Annotated in this window: 16 protein-coding genes and 1 riboswitch; of the genes, 6 read left to right on the forward strand and 10 right to left on the reverse strand. The window is 70.5% G+C overall.

The genetic code is table 11. The features are described 5' to 3' along the window. The first annotated feature begins 33 nt into the window (after positions 1-33). On the forward strand, positions 34-963 hold the full coding sequence (murQ, locus tag ACFY3I_RS32215) for an N-acetylmuramic acid 6-phosphate etherase (protein ID WP_390864590.1): 930 nt from the start codon (positions 34-36) through the stop codon (positions 961-963). 107 nt (positions 964-1070) lie between these two features. Here the strand turns inward: murQ and ACFY3I_RS32220 are convergent, their stop codons facing one another. Beyond that, positions 1071-1463, reverse strand: a complete 393-nt coding sequence (locus ACFY3I_RS32220; RefSeq protein WP_390864675.1) for a hypothetical protein — start codon at positions 1461-1463, stop codon at positions 1071-1073. A 113-nt stretch (positions 1464-1576) separates the two neighbouring features. Between ACFY3I_RS32220 and ACFY3I_RS32225 the strand changes: the two genes are divergently transcribed. The 3 genes from ACFY3I_RS32225 to ACFY3I_RS32235 all read left to right on the forward strand — a co-directional run bounded on the left by ACFY3I_RS32225 (position 1577) and on the right by ACFY3I_RS32235 (position 3369). Continuing rightward, on the forward strand, positions 1577-2416 hold the full coding sequence (locus ACFY3I_RS32225; RefSeq protein WP_390864591.1) for a helix-turn-helix domain-containing protein: 840 nt from the start codon (positions 1577-1579) through the stop codon (positions 2414-2416). Then, the gene (locus tag ACFY3I_RS32230) at positions 2400-2603 is read left to right on the forward strand and encodes a DUF397 domain-containing protein (RefSeq protein WP_390864592.1); all 204 of its coding nucleotides are present in this window, start codon (positions 2400-2402) and stop codon (positions 2601-2603) included. The genes ACFY3I_RS32225 and ACFY3I_RS32230 overlap by 17 nt, the downstream gene beginning before the upstream one ends. A 187-nt stretch (positions 2604-2790) precedes the next feature. Beyond that, a complete protein-coding gene (locus ACFY3I_RS32235; RefSeq protein WP_390864593.1) occupies positions 2791-3369 on the forward strand; it encodes a hypothetical protein in 579 nt (192 codons plus the stop codon). 24 nt (positions 3370-3393) lie between these two features. On the opposite strand, the gene ACFY3I_RS32240 is transcribed toward ACFY3I_RS32235, so the two are convergent. The 6 genes from ACFY3I_RS32240 to thrC form a co-directional block, all read right to left on the reverse strand. After that, positions 3394-4263: a metallophosphoesterase family protein gene (locus ACFY3I_RS32240; RefSeq protein WP_390864594.1), complete on the reverse strand. Its 870-nt coding sequence runs from the start codon at positions 4261-4263 to the stop codon at positions 3394-3396. Between the two features lie 146 nt (positions 4264-4409). Further along, positions 4410-5537, reverse strand: coding sequence for an NADH:flavin oxidoreductase (locus tag ACFY3I_RS32245; RefSeq protein WP_390864595.1), 1128 nt, complete (start codon positions 5535-5537; stop codon positions 4410-4412). 246 nt (positions 5538-5783) lie between these two features. Next, positions 5784-7406 carry a chaperonin GroEL gene (groL, locus tag ACFY3I_RS32250; protein WP_351711336.1) on the reverse strand — a complete coding sequence of 541 codons (1623 nt, stop codon included), beginning with the start codon at positions 7404-7406 and terminating at the stop codon, positions 5784-5786. 392 nt (positions 7407-7798) lie between these two features. After that, positions 7799-8005, reverse strand: a complete 207-nt coding sequence (locus tag ACFY3I_RS32255; protein ID WP_019057200.1) for a cold-shock protein — start codon at positions 8003-8005, stop codon at positions 7799-7801. A gap of 467 nt (positions 8006-8472) precedes the next feature. After that, complete coding sequence (locus ACFY3I_RS32260) at positions 8473-8748, reverse strand: MoaD/ThiS family protein (protein WP_365289654.1); 276 nt, start codon at positions 8746-8748, stop codon at positions 8473-8475. Positions 8749-8796: 48 nt separating this feature from the next. After that, positions 8797-10101 (reverse strand): threonine synthase, encoded by a 1305-nt coding sequence (thrC, locus tag ACFY3I_RS32265; RefSeq protein WP_390864596.1) that lies wholly within the window; start codon positions 10099-10101, stop codon positions 8797-8799. Between the two features lie 18 nt (positions 10102-10119). Beyond that, positions 10120-10282: riboswitch (SAM riboswitch) on the reverse strand. Between the two features lie 157 nt (positions 10283-10439). Here thrC and ACFY3I_RS32270 point away from each other — a divergent pair. After that, positions 10440-11384, forward strand: coding sequence for a glucosyl-3-phosphoglycerate synthase (locus tag ACFY3I_RS32270; RefSeq protein ID WP_390864598.1), 945 nt, complete (start codon positions 10440-10442; stop codon positions 11382-11384). A 105-nt stretch (positions 11385-11489) separates the two neighbouring features. Beyond that, on the forward strand, positions 11490-12914 hold the full coding sequence (locus ACFY3I_RS32275) for a trehalose-6-phosphate synthase (RefSeq protein ID WP_390864599.1): 1425 nt from the start codon (positions 11490-11492) through the stop codon (positions 12912-12914). 119 nt (positions 12915-13033) lie between these two features. Here ACFY3I_RS32275 and otsB read toward each other — a convergent pair whose 3' ends face one another. From otsB to ACFY3I_RS32290, 3 genes are all read right to left on the reverse strand, one after another. Continuing rightward, a complete protein-coding gene (gene otsB, locus ACFY3I_RS32280; protein ID WP_390864600.1) occupies positions 13034-13882 on the reverse strand; it encodes a trehalose-phosphatase in 849 nt (282 codons plus the stop codon). Between the two features lie 119 nt (positions 13883-14001). Continuing rightward, positions 14002-14235, reverse strand: a complete 234-nt coding sequence (locus ACFY3I_RS32285; protein ID WP_390864601.1) for a DUF3263 domain-containing protein — start codon at positions 14233-14235, stop codon at positions 14002-14004. A gap of 17 nt (positions 14236-14252) precedes the next feature. Beyond that, positions 14253-15506, reverse strand: a complete 1254-nt coding sequence (locus ACFY3I_RS32290) for an extracellular solute-binding protein (protein WP_390864602.1) — start codon at positions 15504-15506, stop codon at positions 14253-14255. Positions 15507-15597: the final 91 nt, after the last annotated feature.

Here is a 15597-nt window from a genome sequence, read left to right on the forward strand (position 1 = left end):
TTGATCCAGCGCTGATTGAGAAGAGCCGTCGTCATGACCACCGAACACCGTGCCCTCCGCTCCCAGCTGGAGGGGCTCACCACCGAGGCGTTCCGGCCGGAGCTCTCCGAGATCGACACGCTTCCCACCCTGGACATCGCGCGGCTCATGAACGGCGAGGACGCCGGGGTCGCGGCCGCCGTCGCACTTCGCCTGCCCGAGATCGCCGCTGCCATCGACGCGGTCTCGGCCCGAATGGCCGAGGGCGGACGGCTCGTCTACGCCGGAGCCGGCACCGCCGGGCGGCTCGGGGTGCTCGACGCCTCCGAATGCCCGCCCACCTTCGACACCGCCCCCGGGCAGGTCGTCGGCGTGATCGCGGGCGGCCCCGAGGCCCTGGTCACGTCGGTGGAGGGCGCGGAGGACTCGGCGGAGCTGGCCCGGCGGGACCTCGACGCGCTCGGGGTCGGCGCCGTCGACTGCGTCGTCGGTGTCTCGGCCTCCGGCCGCACCCCGTACGCCGTGGGCGCCGTCGAACACGCCCGGTCCCTCGGCGCCCTGACCGTCGGCCTCTCCTGCAACGCGGGCAGCGCGCTGGCGGTCGCCGCCGAGCACGGCATCGAGGTGGTCGTCGGCCCCGAACTGCTCGCCGGCTCCACCCGCCTGAAGGCCGGCACCGCCCAGAAGCTCGTCCTCAACATGCTGTCGACGATCACGATGATCCGGCTGGGCAAGACCTACGGGAACCTGATGGTCGACGTCCGGGCCTCGAACGAGAAGCTGCGCGCCCGGTCCAGACGGATCGTGGCCCTGGCGACCGGAGCCGGGGAGGAGGAGATCGAGCAGGCCCTCACCGCGACCCATGGCGAGGTGAAGAACGCGGTCCTGGTGATCCTGGCCGGTGTCGACGGACCCACCGCCGCCCGCCTTCTGGAGGAGTCCGGCGGCCGTCTGCGCGCCGCGCTCGCCACGGCGGCCGGCTGACCCGCCCCCGCCGGCCGCGGTTCCGCGTTTCGCTCGCCTCGCTTCCGTCCTTCTCCAGGCGGCCCGTGCGGCACGAGCGCATCAGCGGCTGCCTGTGACCCATGCGCTCAGCACGGCATCCTGCGCGCCTGGTTGACCCGCCGAACCTGCGCCCGCAGCACCTCGTCCGGCGGTGCCGGCTCCAGCGACTCCGCCGGGCAGTCCCACTCCCGGCCACCGGCCACGGGCCGCAGCCGTACCGTGCCGCCGACGTGCCCCGCGACCTCACCGACCCGCCCGTCCCGGACGTCCGCCGCATACGCCCCCACGGGCGGCCGTTCACCCCGCACCACCGAGGCAAGCCGCTCCGCCACCCGGACATTGCAGCGCCCCAGCTCGACCAGGGCGAAGGGCTCCTCACTCGCACCGGTCACCGGATCCACGCACAACGACGGCAGCACGACCCCGGCCCCCTTCAGCGCCGCCCGCAACGACTCCACCACTTCCTCGGTCGGCCGCACCGTTCCCACCTCCACGTTGAGTTCCACGATCGCCACACAGCGTGTCGACCACGGCTCTAACCTGGCTAGACACGACATCCCAACAACCCGGGCTGTTCGACAGGGGGTCGCCCATGGCCGGGCCGAAGGATCTGGACCCGTCCTCGTCACCGCGCGCGCTGCTGGGAGCGGAGTTGCGGCACGTGCGCGAGAAGGCCGGCCTCAGCCAGACGGAACTGGGGCAACGGCTCTTCGTGAGCGGGTCGTTCGTCGGCCAGTTGGAGGCGGGCACACGGCGGATGCTGCCGGACATCGCACGAATGCTGGACGAAGTCCTTTCCACGAACGGCTTCTTCGGCCGGAACTGTGCGGCGGCGGCCAAGTCGAGATATCAAGACCACTTCGCGGAGGCGGCGGAATCGGAAGCCCAGGCGACGGCCATCAGACAGTACGCCCCGCTTCTGATCCCCGGCCTGCTGCAGACTCCCGCCTACGCGCGAGCGGTGAACCGCGCCTACGACCCGACCACACCGGAGGAGACCGTCGAGGAATGGGTGGACAACCGGATGGCACGGGTCCGCCTGCTCGACGATCCAACAAAGCCGATGTTGTGGGTGGTACTCGACGAGGCGGCGTTGCACCGGGGGGCGGGGGGCCGCGCAGTGATGGTGGAAGCCCTGAACCACATCGCCGGTCTCGCTCGCAGAGGCCGGATCGTCGCGCAGGTGCTGCCACTCAGCGCAGGTGCGCACACCGCGATGGAAGGTGCGCTGAAGCTGATGGAATTCGAGGACGCTCCTCCCCTGGCCTACCTGGAAGGAGTCCGCACCGGACGGCTGGAGGACGACCCGGCCACCGTCACCCAGCTGAGGTTCGTGTTCGACCTCCTCGTCGCGTCCGCGCTCTCGCAGGAGAAGTCCCTGGCCCTGATCGAGGCGTTGGCGCAGGATTACGCGCATGAGGAACACCCCTGAACACGACCGGAGCGCGGGCACATGGATCAAGTCGAGCTACAGCGGTAACGCCGACAACTGCCTCGAAATCACCCACGACCTCGCCCCCCTCATCCCCGTCCGTGACTCCAAAACCGCCCCCCACGGCCCGAAGCTCGTGTTCCGGTCGGAGGCCTGGGCGGCCTTCGTGGCGGCTGCCGGGCAGTGACCGCCGGCCTCCGCCCGACCGACGCCCGCGCGGTCCTCGGGCCACCGGACCACTGGGTCGAACTGCCCGAGCGCGACTACTGGGCGATGTGAGAAAGGTTGCCCGGACTCGGGCCGCCGGCTCCGAGCCCTCTTCTCTCCTTCGCTCCGACGGAGCGTTGTCAGCGTCGTGTGCCACGCTGGGGTGCATGAATCACGCGCAGCTCACCGCCCTGGGCCGGGCCCTTCGTCTGCTCGGTGAGCACGGGGAGGCGCTGACCGCCACCACGTCCGACGCCAAGCTGCACGAGGTCAAGGACGACCTCCGGCGCGCTCTCGACCTGCTGGAGGAGAGCGTCGTCGCGTCCGCGCCCGCCACGCGGTGCGCCGAGCACCCGCAGGGGCCCGTGGACAAGAGCGCCCCGGATCTGTGTCTGCTCTGCGAGACGCGGCGGCGGGCCGCCCGGCGGTCGGAGTTCGCGGGCGGGTCCCGGCCGGCGCAGGGCGAGGCGGCCGCGGGGCCCTCGATGTCCCGGTACGGGGTGCGTGCGGACCGGCCGCAGGCCCAGCAGCGGTGGCTGCCGGAGGCGTGGAACGGACGGGAGTGGGAGCTGTGCGGCACCCCCCGCCGGGACCGGCGCGAGGCCGAGCTGTACCTCAGTGCCCAGCGCCACGGTTCCCGGCCGGCCATGGCCTACCGGCTCGTCCACGAGTTCACCGACTACGAGGTGCTGCGGGTCTGGGGCACCCCCGTCCACAGGGACATCGAGCCCCTCGGCAACCTCTGATCCGGACCCGTACCGGCCGGCCCGTCAGCCGTGCCGGGCGACGAACTCCCTGGCCTGCGCCTCGTCGATCTCGTACACGGTCTCGTGGGCCCGCGGATCGCGCGCGTGGAAGGTGTGGCACAGCGGACCGGACGGGCCGCCCAGCTCCACCAGCGACGCCGACGCGCCGCGCACCGCCCGCTCACCGGGGGCCACGCTCAGGTCGATCCGGTTGACGACCCCCGGCGTCACCCACACCGGCACCGACTCCAGCAGGCCGAAGAGCTGGAGGTGGTAGTGCCCGTTGAGGATCATCCGCACGTCACCGCCCCGGATCGCCGCCGCCAGTTCGCCCGGGTCGCGCAGCCCGAAGGCCGGCTGGGTCACCGAGAGGTCCAGGGCGAAGGGCGGGTGGTGGAAGGCGAGGACCGTGCCGTGCTCGGCCGGGGTGCGCAGCACCTCGCGCAGCCACTCCAGCTGGGGCGCGCCGAGCCGGCCGTACACCTTGCCCGGCACCAGCGAGTCCAGGGTGATGAAGCGCCGGCCGCCGACCGTGCTGACGGCGGCCACCTCCTCGCCGCCGAACACCTGCTCCGCGCGGTCGGTGCCGTCGGCGGCCAGATGCCCGCTGCCCAGCACCTTGGCGAAGGCCTCGCGCTCGTCGTGGTTGCCGGTGGTGCAGAAAAGGGGGATGTTCCGCTCCCGCGCGTAGCCGCCGATCAGGGTGCGCAGGGCGGTGTACGCCTCGACCGCGCCCTCGTCGGCCAGGTCGCCGGTGACGACGACCGCGTCGAAGCAGGTCAGACCGCCGAGCTCGGCGAGCATGAGCCGCAGGGAGGCGGTGGCGTTGACGCCGCGCCGGTTGGGGGTGTCGGTGCGTTCCAGGTGCGTGTCCGAGAGATGCAGTATCCGCATGCTCGCGAAGGTACCGGCGCATCCCCCGGCCATCACCGGCCCGAGGCGCCCCGGATGCCCGGCACGGTCCGCGCGCCGTCCCCGACGTACGCGTGCGCCCCCGCTCCGCGGTCGGCCGCCGCCGGGCCGGGGGCGCACGGGGTGGGTCAGCTCAGGGTCTTCAGTGCCTCCGCGTCGTACGACTTCAGGTCCTGGGTACGGCCGCCCAGCACCTTCGCCGCCCACTCCGGGTCCTGGAGGAGGGCGCGGCCGACGGCGACCATGTCGTACTCGTCGCGTTCCAGGCTGTCGAGGAGGTCCTCGATGCCCCGGGTCGGGGAGCCCTCGCCCGCGAAGGCCTTGATGAAGTCGCCGTCCAGGCCGACCGAGCCGACGGTGATGGCCGGCTTCCCGGTCAGCTTCTTGGTCCAGCCCGCCAGGTTGAGGTCGGAGCCGTCGAACTCGGGGAGCCAGTAGCGGCGGGTGGAGGCGTGGAAGACGTCGACACCGGCCGCCGCCAGCGGGCTGAGGATCGCCTCCAGCTCCTCCGGGGTCTCGGCGAGGCGGGCGTCGTAGTTGTCCGACTTCCACTGCGAGTAGCGGAAGATCACCGGGAACTCCGGGGAGACCGACGCGCGCACGGCGGCCACGATCTCCGCCGCGAACCTGGTACGGGCGACCGGGTCGCCGCCGTAGCCGTCGGTACGGCGGTTGGTGCCCGCCCACAGGAACTGGTCGAGGAGGTAGCCGTGGGCGCCGTGCAGCTCGACCCCGTCGAAGCCGATGCGCTCGGCGGCGGCCGCGGCCTCGGCGAACGCGCGGATGACGTCGTCCAGGTCCTCGCGGGTCATCGCCCTGCCCTCGCCCTCGGTGCCGTCCAGGCGGATGCCGGAGGGCCCGACCGCGGGGGCGTCCGCGACCGGCGGCTGGCCCTGCTTGCGGACCATGCCGACGTGCCACAGCTGCGGGACGATGGTGCCGCCGGCCGCGTGCACGCCCTCGGCGACCTTCGCCCAGCCCGCCAGCTGCTCCTCGCCGTGGAACCGCGGGACGCGGGTGCTCTGCCCGGCCGAGTCGTGACCGACGTACGTGCCCTCGGTGACGATCAGGCCGACACCGGCGGCGGCCCGGCGCGCGTAGTACGAGACCACGTCCTCGCCGGGGACGCCGCCCGGGCTGAACTGGCGGGTCATCGGCGCCATCACGATCCGGTTGGGGACCGTGAGCCCGTTCAGGGTGATCGGACGGGACAGGATCTCGGCCGCGCGGGAGGCGGGGGGCTGGGTGACGGTCACGTGGGGGGCTCCTCGTGGGTGGGTCGTGTCGTATACCAGGCGGTATGTGCACACGCATCGAGTGCACACGTGTGCTCAACGGCCCGCTCGGAGGCACGCATTCCCGTCACCGCCGGAAAGCCGTGTGACCCCGGCCACGATCCACCGCGCCGGCCGGACGGCGGACGGCGAAAACGCCCGAGGGCGGTACCCCCTGCGATCAGGGGGTACCGCCCTCGGTCAGGACGAGCGATCGACCAGGGTCGATCAGAAGTCCATGTCACCGCCCGGCATGCCGCCCGGAGCGGCCGCGGCGGCCTTCTCCGGCTTGTCGGCGATGACGGCCTCGGTGGTCAGGAACAGCGCGGCGATGGAGGCGGCGTTCTGCAGCGCGGAACGGGTCACCTTCGCCGGGTCGATGATGCCCTCGGCGATCATGTCGACGTACTCGCCGGTCGCGGCGTTCAGGCCGTGGCCGACCTGGAGGTTGCGGACCTTCTCGACGACGACGCCACCCTCGAGACCACCGTTGACGGCGATCTGCTTGAGCGGGGCCTCCAGGGCGAGCTTCACGGCGTTGGCGCCGGTCGCCTCGTCACCCTCGAGCTCCAGCTTCTCGAACACCTGGGAGGCCTGGAGCAGGGCCACGCCACCACCGGCGACGATGCCCTCCTCGACGGCCGCCTTCGCGTTGCGAACGGCGTCCTCGATGCGGTGCTTGCGCTCCTTGAGCTCGACCTCGGTCGCGGCACCGGCCTTGATGACGGCGACGCCACCGGCGAGCTTGGCCAGGCGCTCCTGGAGCTTCTCGCGGTCGTAGTCCGAGTCGGACTGCTCGATCTCGGCGCGGATCTGGTTGACCCGGCCCTGGACCTGCTCGGTGGAGCCGGCACCGTCGACGATGGTGGTCTCGTCCTTGGTGATGACCACCTTGCGGGCGCGGCCCAGCAGGTCGAGGGTCGTGTTCTCGAGCTTGAGACCGACCTCCTCGGAGATGACCTCGCCGCCGGTGAGGATGGCGATGTCGTTCAGCATCGCCTTGCGGCGGTCGCCGAAGCCCGGGGCCTTGACCGCGACGGACTTGAAGGTGCCGCGGATCTTGTTGACGACCAGGGTCGACAGGGCCTCGCCCTCGACGTCCTCGGCGATGATCAGCAGCGGCTTGCCCGACTGCATGACCTTCTCCAGCAGCGGGAGCAGGTCCTTGACGGAGCCGATCTTCGAGTTGGCGATCAGGATGTACGGGTCGTCGAGGGACGCCTCCATACGCTCCATGTCGGTGGCGAAGTACGCCGAGATGTAGCCCTTGTCGAAGCGCATACCCTCGGTGAGCTCCAGCTCCAGACCGAAGGTCTGGGACTCCTCGACGGTGATGACGCCTTCCTTGCCGACCTTGTCCATGGCCTCGGCGATGAGCTCGCCGATCTGGGTGTCGGCGGCGGAGATGGAGGCCGTGGAGGCGATCTGCTCCTTGGTCTCGACGTCCTTCGCCTGCTCCAGGAGGGCACCGGAGACGGCCTCGACGGCCTTCTCGATACCGCGCTTCAGGGCCATCGGGTTGGCGCCGGCGGCGACGTTGCGCAGGCCTTCCTTGACCAGGGCCTGGGCGAGAACGGTCGCGGTGGTCGTACCGTCACCGGCGACGTCGTCCGTCTTCTTGGCGACTTCCTTGACCAGCTCGGCGCCGATCTTCTCGTACGGGTCCTCCAGCTCGATCTCCTTGGCGATGGAGACACCATCGTTGGTGATCGTGGGGGCGCCCCACTTCTTCTCAAGGACGACGTTGCGGCCCTTGGGGCCGAGGGTGACCTTGACGGCGTCGGCGAGCTGGTTCATACCGCGCTCAAGGCCGCGCCGCGCCTCCTCGTCGAACGCGATGATCTTGGCCATGTGAAGTGGTCCCTCCAGGACTGGGGGTGAGTCTTCGGACCGCGCCCGCGCCCGCGACGGACGGCTCGCCGACCCGTGGGTTCCTTGCCCCACCCGGCCTGCGGGCCTCACCGACCCGGTCCATTTTTGTCACTCTCACCTTCAGAGTGCTAACGCCAATGATTAGCACTCGCCCATGCCGAGTGCAAGCGCCTCCCGGAGACTGGGGCGCGCCCACGCCCGTCGGCGCCCGGCGCGGCGGCCCCACGGCACCCCGTGCCGGGCCGCACCCGCGGCGCCCGGCGCGCCGTTTCGTCCCGGGCATGCCAAAGGGCTCGTAACCCATGACTCCCCATGGGATACGAGCCCTCTGAACAGAGAGAGAAGAACGACGCTGTCAGTCGGCGCGTGCTTCAGCTGGTCGCGAGCCGGACCATGTCCGCCTGCGGCCCCTTCTGGCCCTGCGAGATCTCGAAATCGACCCGCTGGCCTTCCTCCAGGGTGCGGTAGCCGTCCATCTGAATCGCGCTGTAGTGGACGAAAACATCCGCACCACCGTCGACCGCGATGAAGCCGTACCCCTTCTCCGCGTTGAACCACTTGACGGTGCCCTGAGCCATGCCTAACTCCCCTATTACTGGCCCTTGCACAGATCCACACTTCGCGGATCCGGGTCAGACCTCACCCCCCAATGGTTGGGGGCGTGCGCCGGAACGCGTCGACCGCGGCTGAATGTATCTGTCCAACTGCCGTCTGCAACAGGTCAATCGGACGAGAATTCTGGACGGGAAGGGTCCGGAATGTAGTAAGAATTCGGCTGAATTCAGGGCAAGTCGGGCCCCATAAAAGCCGCAAAAGCCGCATACGACCCGCACACTTTGGCTACTTCTTGGCAGGCCGGCGGTGACGAATACAGGGCTCCCGCCCCGGAGATCGGGACCGTGTTCCCCAACTGTACCGCGCTCAACCACACAGAATTGCCCCCTCCGCTTCTCTCACGGAGGGGGCAATCAGATGAACAGTCGGTGATCGGCGTTACCGAAGGTAATGTTCGGTCATCCGATCAGCCTGTCAGCGGGACGGCAGGTCAGCCGCCGGCCACGGCCGGGATGATCGAGACGCCGGCCCCGTGCGGGGTGGCCGTCTCCAGACCCTGCTCGAAGCGCACGTCGTCGTCATTGACGTACACGTTCACGAAGCGGCGCAGTTTGCCGTCGTCGTCGAGAACACGGCCGGCGATGCCGGTGTGGTTCTTCTCCAGGTCGGAGATGACCTCACCGAGAGTCCCGCCTTCGGCGCTGACCTCGGCCCGGCCACCGGTGTAGGTGCGCAGGATGGTGGGGATGCGGACGGTGACGCTCACGTTTGAACCTCCGGTTGGGGGCGACGCCTTTGGTTGTTCACGGCCGACTCAGGCGAGCCCGGCTTCACGGAAGGACTCGAGATTCGGGCGAATGGTCGCCGTGAGCCCGGTCCCCGCCACGGCGTCCAGCGTCTTCAGACCATCACCCGTGTTGAGTACGACGGTCGACTTCGCCGGATCGATCTGCCCGTTCTCGATGAGCTTCCTGGTCACGCCGACGGTCACCCCGCCGGCGGTCTCCGCGAAGATCCCCTCGGTCCGTGCGAGGAGCTTGATCGCGTCGACGACCTGCTCGTCGGTGACGTCCTCCACCGCACCGCCGGTGCGGCGCGCGATGTCCAGGACGTAGGGACCGTCGGCCGGGTTGCCGATGGCCAGGGACTTGGCGATGGTGTTCGGCTTCTGCGGCCGCACCACGTCGTGGCCCGCCTTGTAGGCCACCGACACCGGCGAGCACCCCTCGGCCTGGGCACCGAAGATCTTGTACGGCCTGTCCTCGACCAGCCCGAGCCTGATCAGCTCCTGGAGCCCCTTGTCGATCTTCGTGAGCTGGGAGCCGGAGGCGATCGGGATGACGAGCTGGTCCGGGATCCGCCAGCCGAGCTGCTCGCAGATCTCGTACGCCAGGGTCTTGGACCCCTCCGCGTAGTACGGCCGCAGGTTGACGTTGACGAAGCCCCAGCCCTCGCCCGCCGAGTCACCGATCAGCTCGGAGCAGAAACGGTTCACGTCGTCGTAGTTGCCCTCGATGCCGACGAGTTCCCCGCCGTAGATCGCGGCCATGACGATCTTGCCCTGCTCAAGGTCGTGCGGGATGAACACGCAGGAGCGGAAGCCGGCCCGGGCGGCGGCGGCACCGACCGCGCCGGCCAGGTTGCCGGTGGAGGAGCAGGAGAGCGTGGTGTAGCCGAAGGCGCGGGCGGCCTCGACCGCCTGGGCGACGACCCGGTCCTTGAAGGAGTGCGTCGGGTTGCCGGAGTCGTCCTTGACGTACAGGCCGCCGGTGACGCCCAGTTCCTTCGCCAGGTTGTCGGCCTGGACGAGCTTGGTCCAGCCCGGGTTGATGTTCGGCTTGGTCGCCACGTCCGCGGGGACGGGCAGCAGCGGCGCGTAGCGCCAGATGTTCGCGGGTCCCGCCTCGATCCGCTTCCGCAGTTCCTCGGTGTCGTAGGCCGAGAAGTCGTAGGCGATCTCCAGCGGGCCGAAACACTCCTCGCAGGCGAAGACCGGGCCGAGCGGCACGCGGTGGCCGCACTCGCGGCAGCTCAGGGCCTCGGCGGGACCGAGGTCGACGGAGGCGGAACCGGAAGCGGCGGTGGAGTCGGTGGTGGGTGCAACAGTCTGCGCAGCCATGAGAGGCGAGGCCCTTTCTCCTCATCTTCCTCACGACGCATCTCGCCGTGAGACGGATTTGGCACCTTCCCTAGCCGGGAGCCTCGCGAGTGATCGACAGTGTTCGGCGATCCACGAGTAACCGACTGGAGGGTTGCCGGGGCTTCATCGGGCCGTATCCCTCTGCCCCTCTGGATGAGCGGTATGTAGTTGTCAACGCCGGGTGACCCCAGGACATGCGATGGTCATCGGCGTTGTTCAAGACTGTAACCGAAGGCCAGGACAGTTGAGAGAGTCGTCCGAACCGCGAGATGGATCACACCTCGCAGTGTGATCGTGACAGTGAGGAGCCGCTGACTGTGCTGGAAGAAGTCGAGCGCTGGCTGGCCACCCGCTCCTGGTCCGTGAACGACCGCCCGCTGCACCGGATACTCGCCGCCAAGCAGCGCACCGGTCAGTCCGTCTCCGTCGTGCTGCCCGCCCTCAACGAGGAGGAGACCGTCGGCGACATCGTCGCGATCATCCGCCACGACCTGATGCGGCAGACACCGCTCGTCGACGAGATCGTGGTCGTCGACTCCGGTTCCACCGACCGGACGGCGACCGTGGCCGCGGCGGCCGGCGCCCGGGTCGTGCACCGCGACACGATCCTGCCGCGCATCCCCGCCGTGCCCGGCAAGGGCGAGGTGCTCTGGCGCTCCCTCCTCGTCACCACCGGGGACATCGTCTGCTTCGTCGACGCCGACCTGCGGGAGTTCTCCTCCGACTTCGTCACCGGAATCGTCGGCCCGCTGCTGACCGACCCGGGCGTGGACCTGGTCAAGGCGATGTACGACCGCCCGCTCGCCGGTTCGGCCGGTCAGGGCGGCCGGGTCACCGAGCTGATGGCCCGTCCGCTGCTGAACATGCACTGGCCGCAGCTGGCCGGGTTCGTCCAGCCGCTCGGCGGCGAGTACGCGGCCCGCCGCTCCCTCCTCGAACAGCTCCCCTTCCCGGTCGGCTACGGCGTGGAGCTCGGCATGCTGGTCGACGCCCTGCACCTGGTCGGCCTGGACGCTCTCGCCCAGGTCGACGTGGGCGTCCGCAAGCACCGCCACCAGGACGGCCAGGCCCTCGGCCGGATGTCCGCCGCGATCTACCGCACCGCCCAGCTGCGGCTGGCCCGCGGCCACCTGATCCGGCCCGCCCTGACCCAGTTCGAACGGGGTGAGGACGGCTTCGAACCGCGCACCTACTCCGTGGACACCGAGGAACGGCCGCCGATGGTGGAGATCACCGAGTACGCCGAGCGCCGGGTGGCCTGAGCGTGGCGTGACTTCGTCGTACGGCCGTATACGGCGGCGCGTCGGGCGCGGCCGTACGTTTGAGCGTTTCCGGGCCGGGCTAGGTTGAGGCGTATGGCTTCCCCCATGGCTTCCACCGACGGTGCCGAGGTGCTGGTCGCGTCCAATCGCGGCCCGGTCTCGTACGACGTCCGCGACGACGGAGCGCTGCACGCCCGGCGTGGCGGCGGCGGGCTGGTCTCCGGTCTGTCGGCGATCGGGCCGGACGCGAACGCGGTGTGGGTGTGCGCGGCGCTGAGCGACGGGGACCGGGAGGCCGTCCGGCGCGCCGAGGGCGGCCGGCTGCCCGCCGGCGACACCGGCGGCCAGCAGGTCCGGATGCTCGACATCGCCCAGGACGTGTTCTCGGACGCGTACAACGGCATCGCGAACTCGGTGCTCTGGTTCGTCCACCACATGCTGTACCAGACCCCGCTGGAGCCGGTCTTCGACGCGGAGTTCCGGCGGCAGTGGGCCTCCTACCAGGCCTACAACCAGGCGTTCGCCGAGGCGCTGGCCCAGGAGGCGGGCCAGGGCGCGGTGGTCGTCATCCAGGACTACCACCTGGCGCTGGCCCCGCGGATGCTGCGCCGGCTGCGGCCGGATCTGCGGATCGGCCATTTCTCCCACACCCCGTGGGCGCCGCCGGACTACTTCCGGCTGCTCCCCGACGACATCGCGGCCGAGCTGCTCAGCGGGATCCTCGGCGCGGATCACGCGGCGTTCCTGACCCGGCGCTGGGCGGACGCGTTCGTGGCCTGCTGTCACGCGGTGCTGGGCCCGGGGATCCCGGCGTCCGGGGAGACCCGGATCGGGGTGCACGGGCTGGGGGCCGACGCGGAGTTCCTGCGGAAACGGTCGCACGAGCCGGACGTGGACGAGCGGATGCGGGCGCTGCGCGAGGAGATCGGGGAGGGCCGCCGGACGATCGTCCGGGTGGACCGAACCGAGCTGTCGAAGAACATCGTGCGGGGACTGCTGGCGTACCGGCAGCTGCTCGACGACCACCCCGAGTGGCGGGAGCGGGTGGTGCATGTCGCGTTCGCCTACCCGTCGCGGCAGGACCTCGCCGTGTACCGGGACTACACGGCCGAGGTGCAGCGGGTCGCCGACGAGATCAACTCGGCGTACGGGACGGCTGGTTGGACGCCGGTGGTGCTGCATGTGAAGGACGACTTCGCGAGGTCGCTGGCGGCGTACCGGCTGGCCGACGTGGCGCTGGTCAACCCGATCCGGGACGGCATGAACCTGGTCGCCAAGGAGATCCCGGTGGTCTCGGACGAGGGGTGCGTGCTGGTGCTCTCGCGGGAGGCGGGGGCGTACGAGGAGCTGGGCGAGGACGCGGTGGTGGTGAACCCCTACGACATCGGAGGGACGGCCGGTGCCCTGCAGGAGGCTTTGACCATGGGGGTGGAGGAGCGGGCGGAGCGGTGCGAGCGGTTGGCCGCGGGGGCTACCGCGTTGCCGCCTGCGGCTTGGTTTCTCGAGCAGTTGAGGGCGTTGGGGGGGTAGCGCCGGTGCGTGGTCGGGTGCGGGTGGGTGGGGGCTTGTCGCGCAGTTCGTCCCCCAGCCTTCGGCCGGGGGTGCCCCCAGCGCCCCTTACGGGGCGCGTTCCGTACGGGGTGCGTTCCCTACGGAGCGCTCTGCTCGGCCAGGTTTTTCAGTAGCCGTACGACTTCTTCCGGGCCGTCGACCACAAGGTCGGCTCGGTCGGCGAGTTCCGTGACCTCCTCGCTGCCGCTGCACACCAGCAGGCCCGGGACGCCTTCCTCGCGGAGTTTCTCCACGGCCGCGAAGGCCGGGATGTCGCCCAGGTCGTCGCCCGCGTAGAGGATCGCGCCCGCGCCGATCTCCCGGGCGAACTCCCGCAGCGCCACGCCCTTGTCCATGCCCGGGGGACGGAGTTCCAGGACCAGGCGGCCCGGTTCGACGATCAGGGCGTGGCGGGTGGCCAGGTCGGTCAGCGGGGCGCGGAGGGACTCGAAGGCGGCCTGCGGGTCGTCGGCCCGGCGGGTGTGGACGGCCACGGCGTGGCCCTTGTCCTCGGTCCAGGTGCCCCGTGCCCCCGCCGCGTCGACGACGGCGGGGAGTTCGGCGCGGACGGCGGCGATGCCGGGGTGCGCGGGCGGGGCGGTGAGTTCGCCGGTGGCCGCGTCCCAGCGTTCGGCGCCGTAGTGGCCGAGGACGACGAGGTGTTCCAGGCCGGGCACGTCGGCGAAGCCGCCGTTGCGGACGGCGATCTCGGTGGGGCGGCCGGTGATCACGGCGACGGCCGCGACCTTGGGCGCGAGGGCGGCCAGGGCCGGTACGGCGTCGGGGTGGGCCCGCGCCTGCTCCGGGTCGGCGACGATCGGCGCGAGCGTCCCGTCGAAGTCGAGCCCGACGAGCGCGGAGCGCGGCTGCGACAGGAGTGCGGCGAGACCGTCGCGACCGGCGGCGGTGCGAGGCGTCGGAAGGGGTTCCGGGAGGTGGGTGCCCATACAGCCGACAGTATCCGAGCGCCCCTAAGGGGCGCTGGGGGCACCCCCGGCCGAAGGCTGGGGGAGGAACCGCGCGACAAGCCCCCACCGACCCGCACGTACCCCCTGGCGCACCCCCCTCACCGCTCCGACCGCCGCGCATCCCGCACCCGTCGCAGCCGATTGACGGTCACCGGGTCGTGGGCCAGTGCCCGCTGGTCGTCGAGGAGGGCGTTGAGGAGCTGGTAGTAGCGCACCGGCGCCAGGTCCAGTTCCTCGCGGATCGCCCGCTCCTTCGCGCCGGGGCTCGGAAAGCCCCGGCGTTCCAGGGCGAGGATCGCCTGCTCGCGTGCGCCCAGTTCTTGCCGGTCCATGCCGAGAACGGTAACGCTCAGCCCGACTTCGTACGGCTGTCCGCCGCCGCGGCCTCGGCCTGGAGCCGGGTGAGGACACCGCTGGGGTCGCCCGTGGACGTGACCGCCGTGCCTATCTGCTTCTTGACGTCGGCGCTGACCTCGGCCCAGGAGGTCTTGCCGGCCGGGTACAGCACGGAGGTCGGCAGCTGTTCGAGGAAGGGGAGCAGCTGCTTGTCCTGGGGCTTCGGGGAGTCGGTCATCGTCTGGGACGCCGACGTGGTGACCGGCAGCAGGCCGTACTCGCGGGAGAAGTCGAGGACGTTCTTCTCGCTGTAGACGTAGTCGAGGAAGTCGCCGATCTGGTCCGCGTGGCCGTTCTGCCTGAACGCCGCCATCCAGTCGGTGACGCCCATGGAGGGGGTGGTCGTGGCCTGCCCCGCCCGGGCCGGCATGGGGACGGCGCCGAACTTCACGCCCTTCTTCTCGGCCTGCTTGATGAGCGTGGGGTGGCCGTTGAGCATGCCGACCTGGCCGTCGGCGAACGCGGCGAACGCCGCCGCGCGGTTCAGCCTGCCGGGGGCGGTCGGCCCGGTCAGGCCCTTGTCGACCAGCTCGTCCTTGAGCCAGGTGAGGGTGTCGACGTTCTGCGGGGAGTCGATCGTGTACGTGCCGATGTCGTCGGTGTAACCGCCGCCGCCGCTGAGCAGCCACTGCATGGTCTCCGCCTGGGCCTCCTCGGCGCCGAGCGGCAGCGCGTACGGGTACTTCACGCCGTCCGAGTCGAGCGCCTTCGCGTCGGCCGCGAGTTCGTCCCAGGTGGTGGGCGGGGTGGTGATGCCGGCCTTGGAGAACAGGGTCTTGTTGTAGAAGAGGACGCGCGTGGAGCCTGCGAACGGTATGCCGTACTGCGCGTGGTTCCACTGGCCCGCCTCGGCGAGCTGGGAGGGGAAGTCGGCCTGGACGGGGATGGAGAGCAGGTCCCCGGCCTCGTACAGCTTGCCGGCGGCCGCGTAGTCGGCGTACGAGCCGATCTGCGCGAGGTCGGGCGCCTTGCCGGCGGCGACCATGTCCTTGACCTTGCGGTCGACGTCGTTCCACGAGTAGACGGTGACGTCGACCTTCACGTCGGCGTGCTGGGCCTCGTACGCCCTGGCCAGTCCGTCCCAGTACTTCTGGGAACTGTTGGCGGCGGAGTCCCCGTAGTCGGCTGCGACGAGTCTGAGGGTGACGTCCGAGGATCCGGTCGTCCCACAGCCACCAAGGACCGCCGTCATGCCCGTTGCGGACATCACCGCGATCATTCCTGCCTTACGCCGCCGCACTCGTACTGCCCCTGTCTAACTGTCTCGCTGTTCAACATGTGGACCCATAAGGTCTACA

It is taken from the genome of Streptomyces sp. NPDC001068 (assembly GCF_042897315.1).
Lineage (GTDB): Bacteria > Actinomycetota > Actinomycetes > Streptomycetales > Streptomycetaceae > Streptomyces.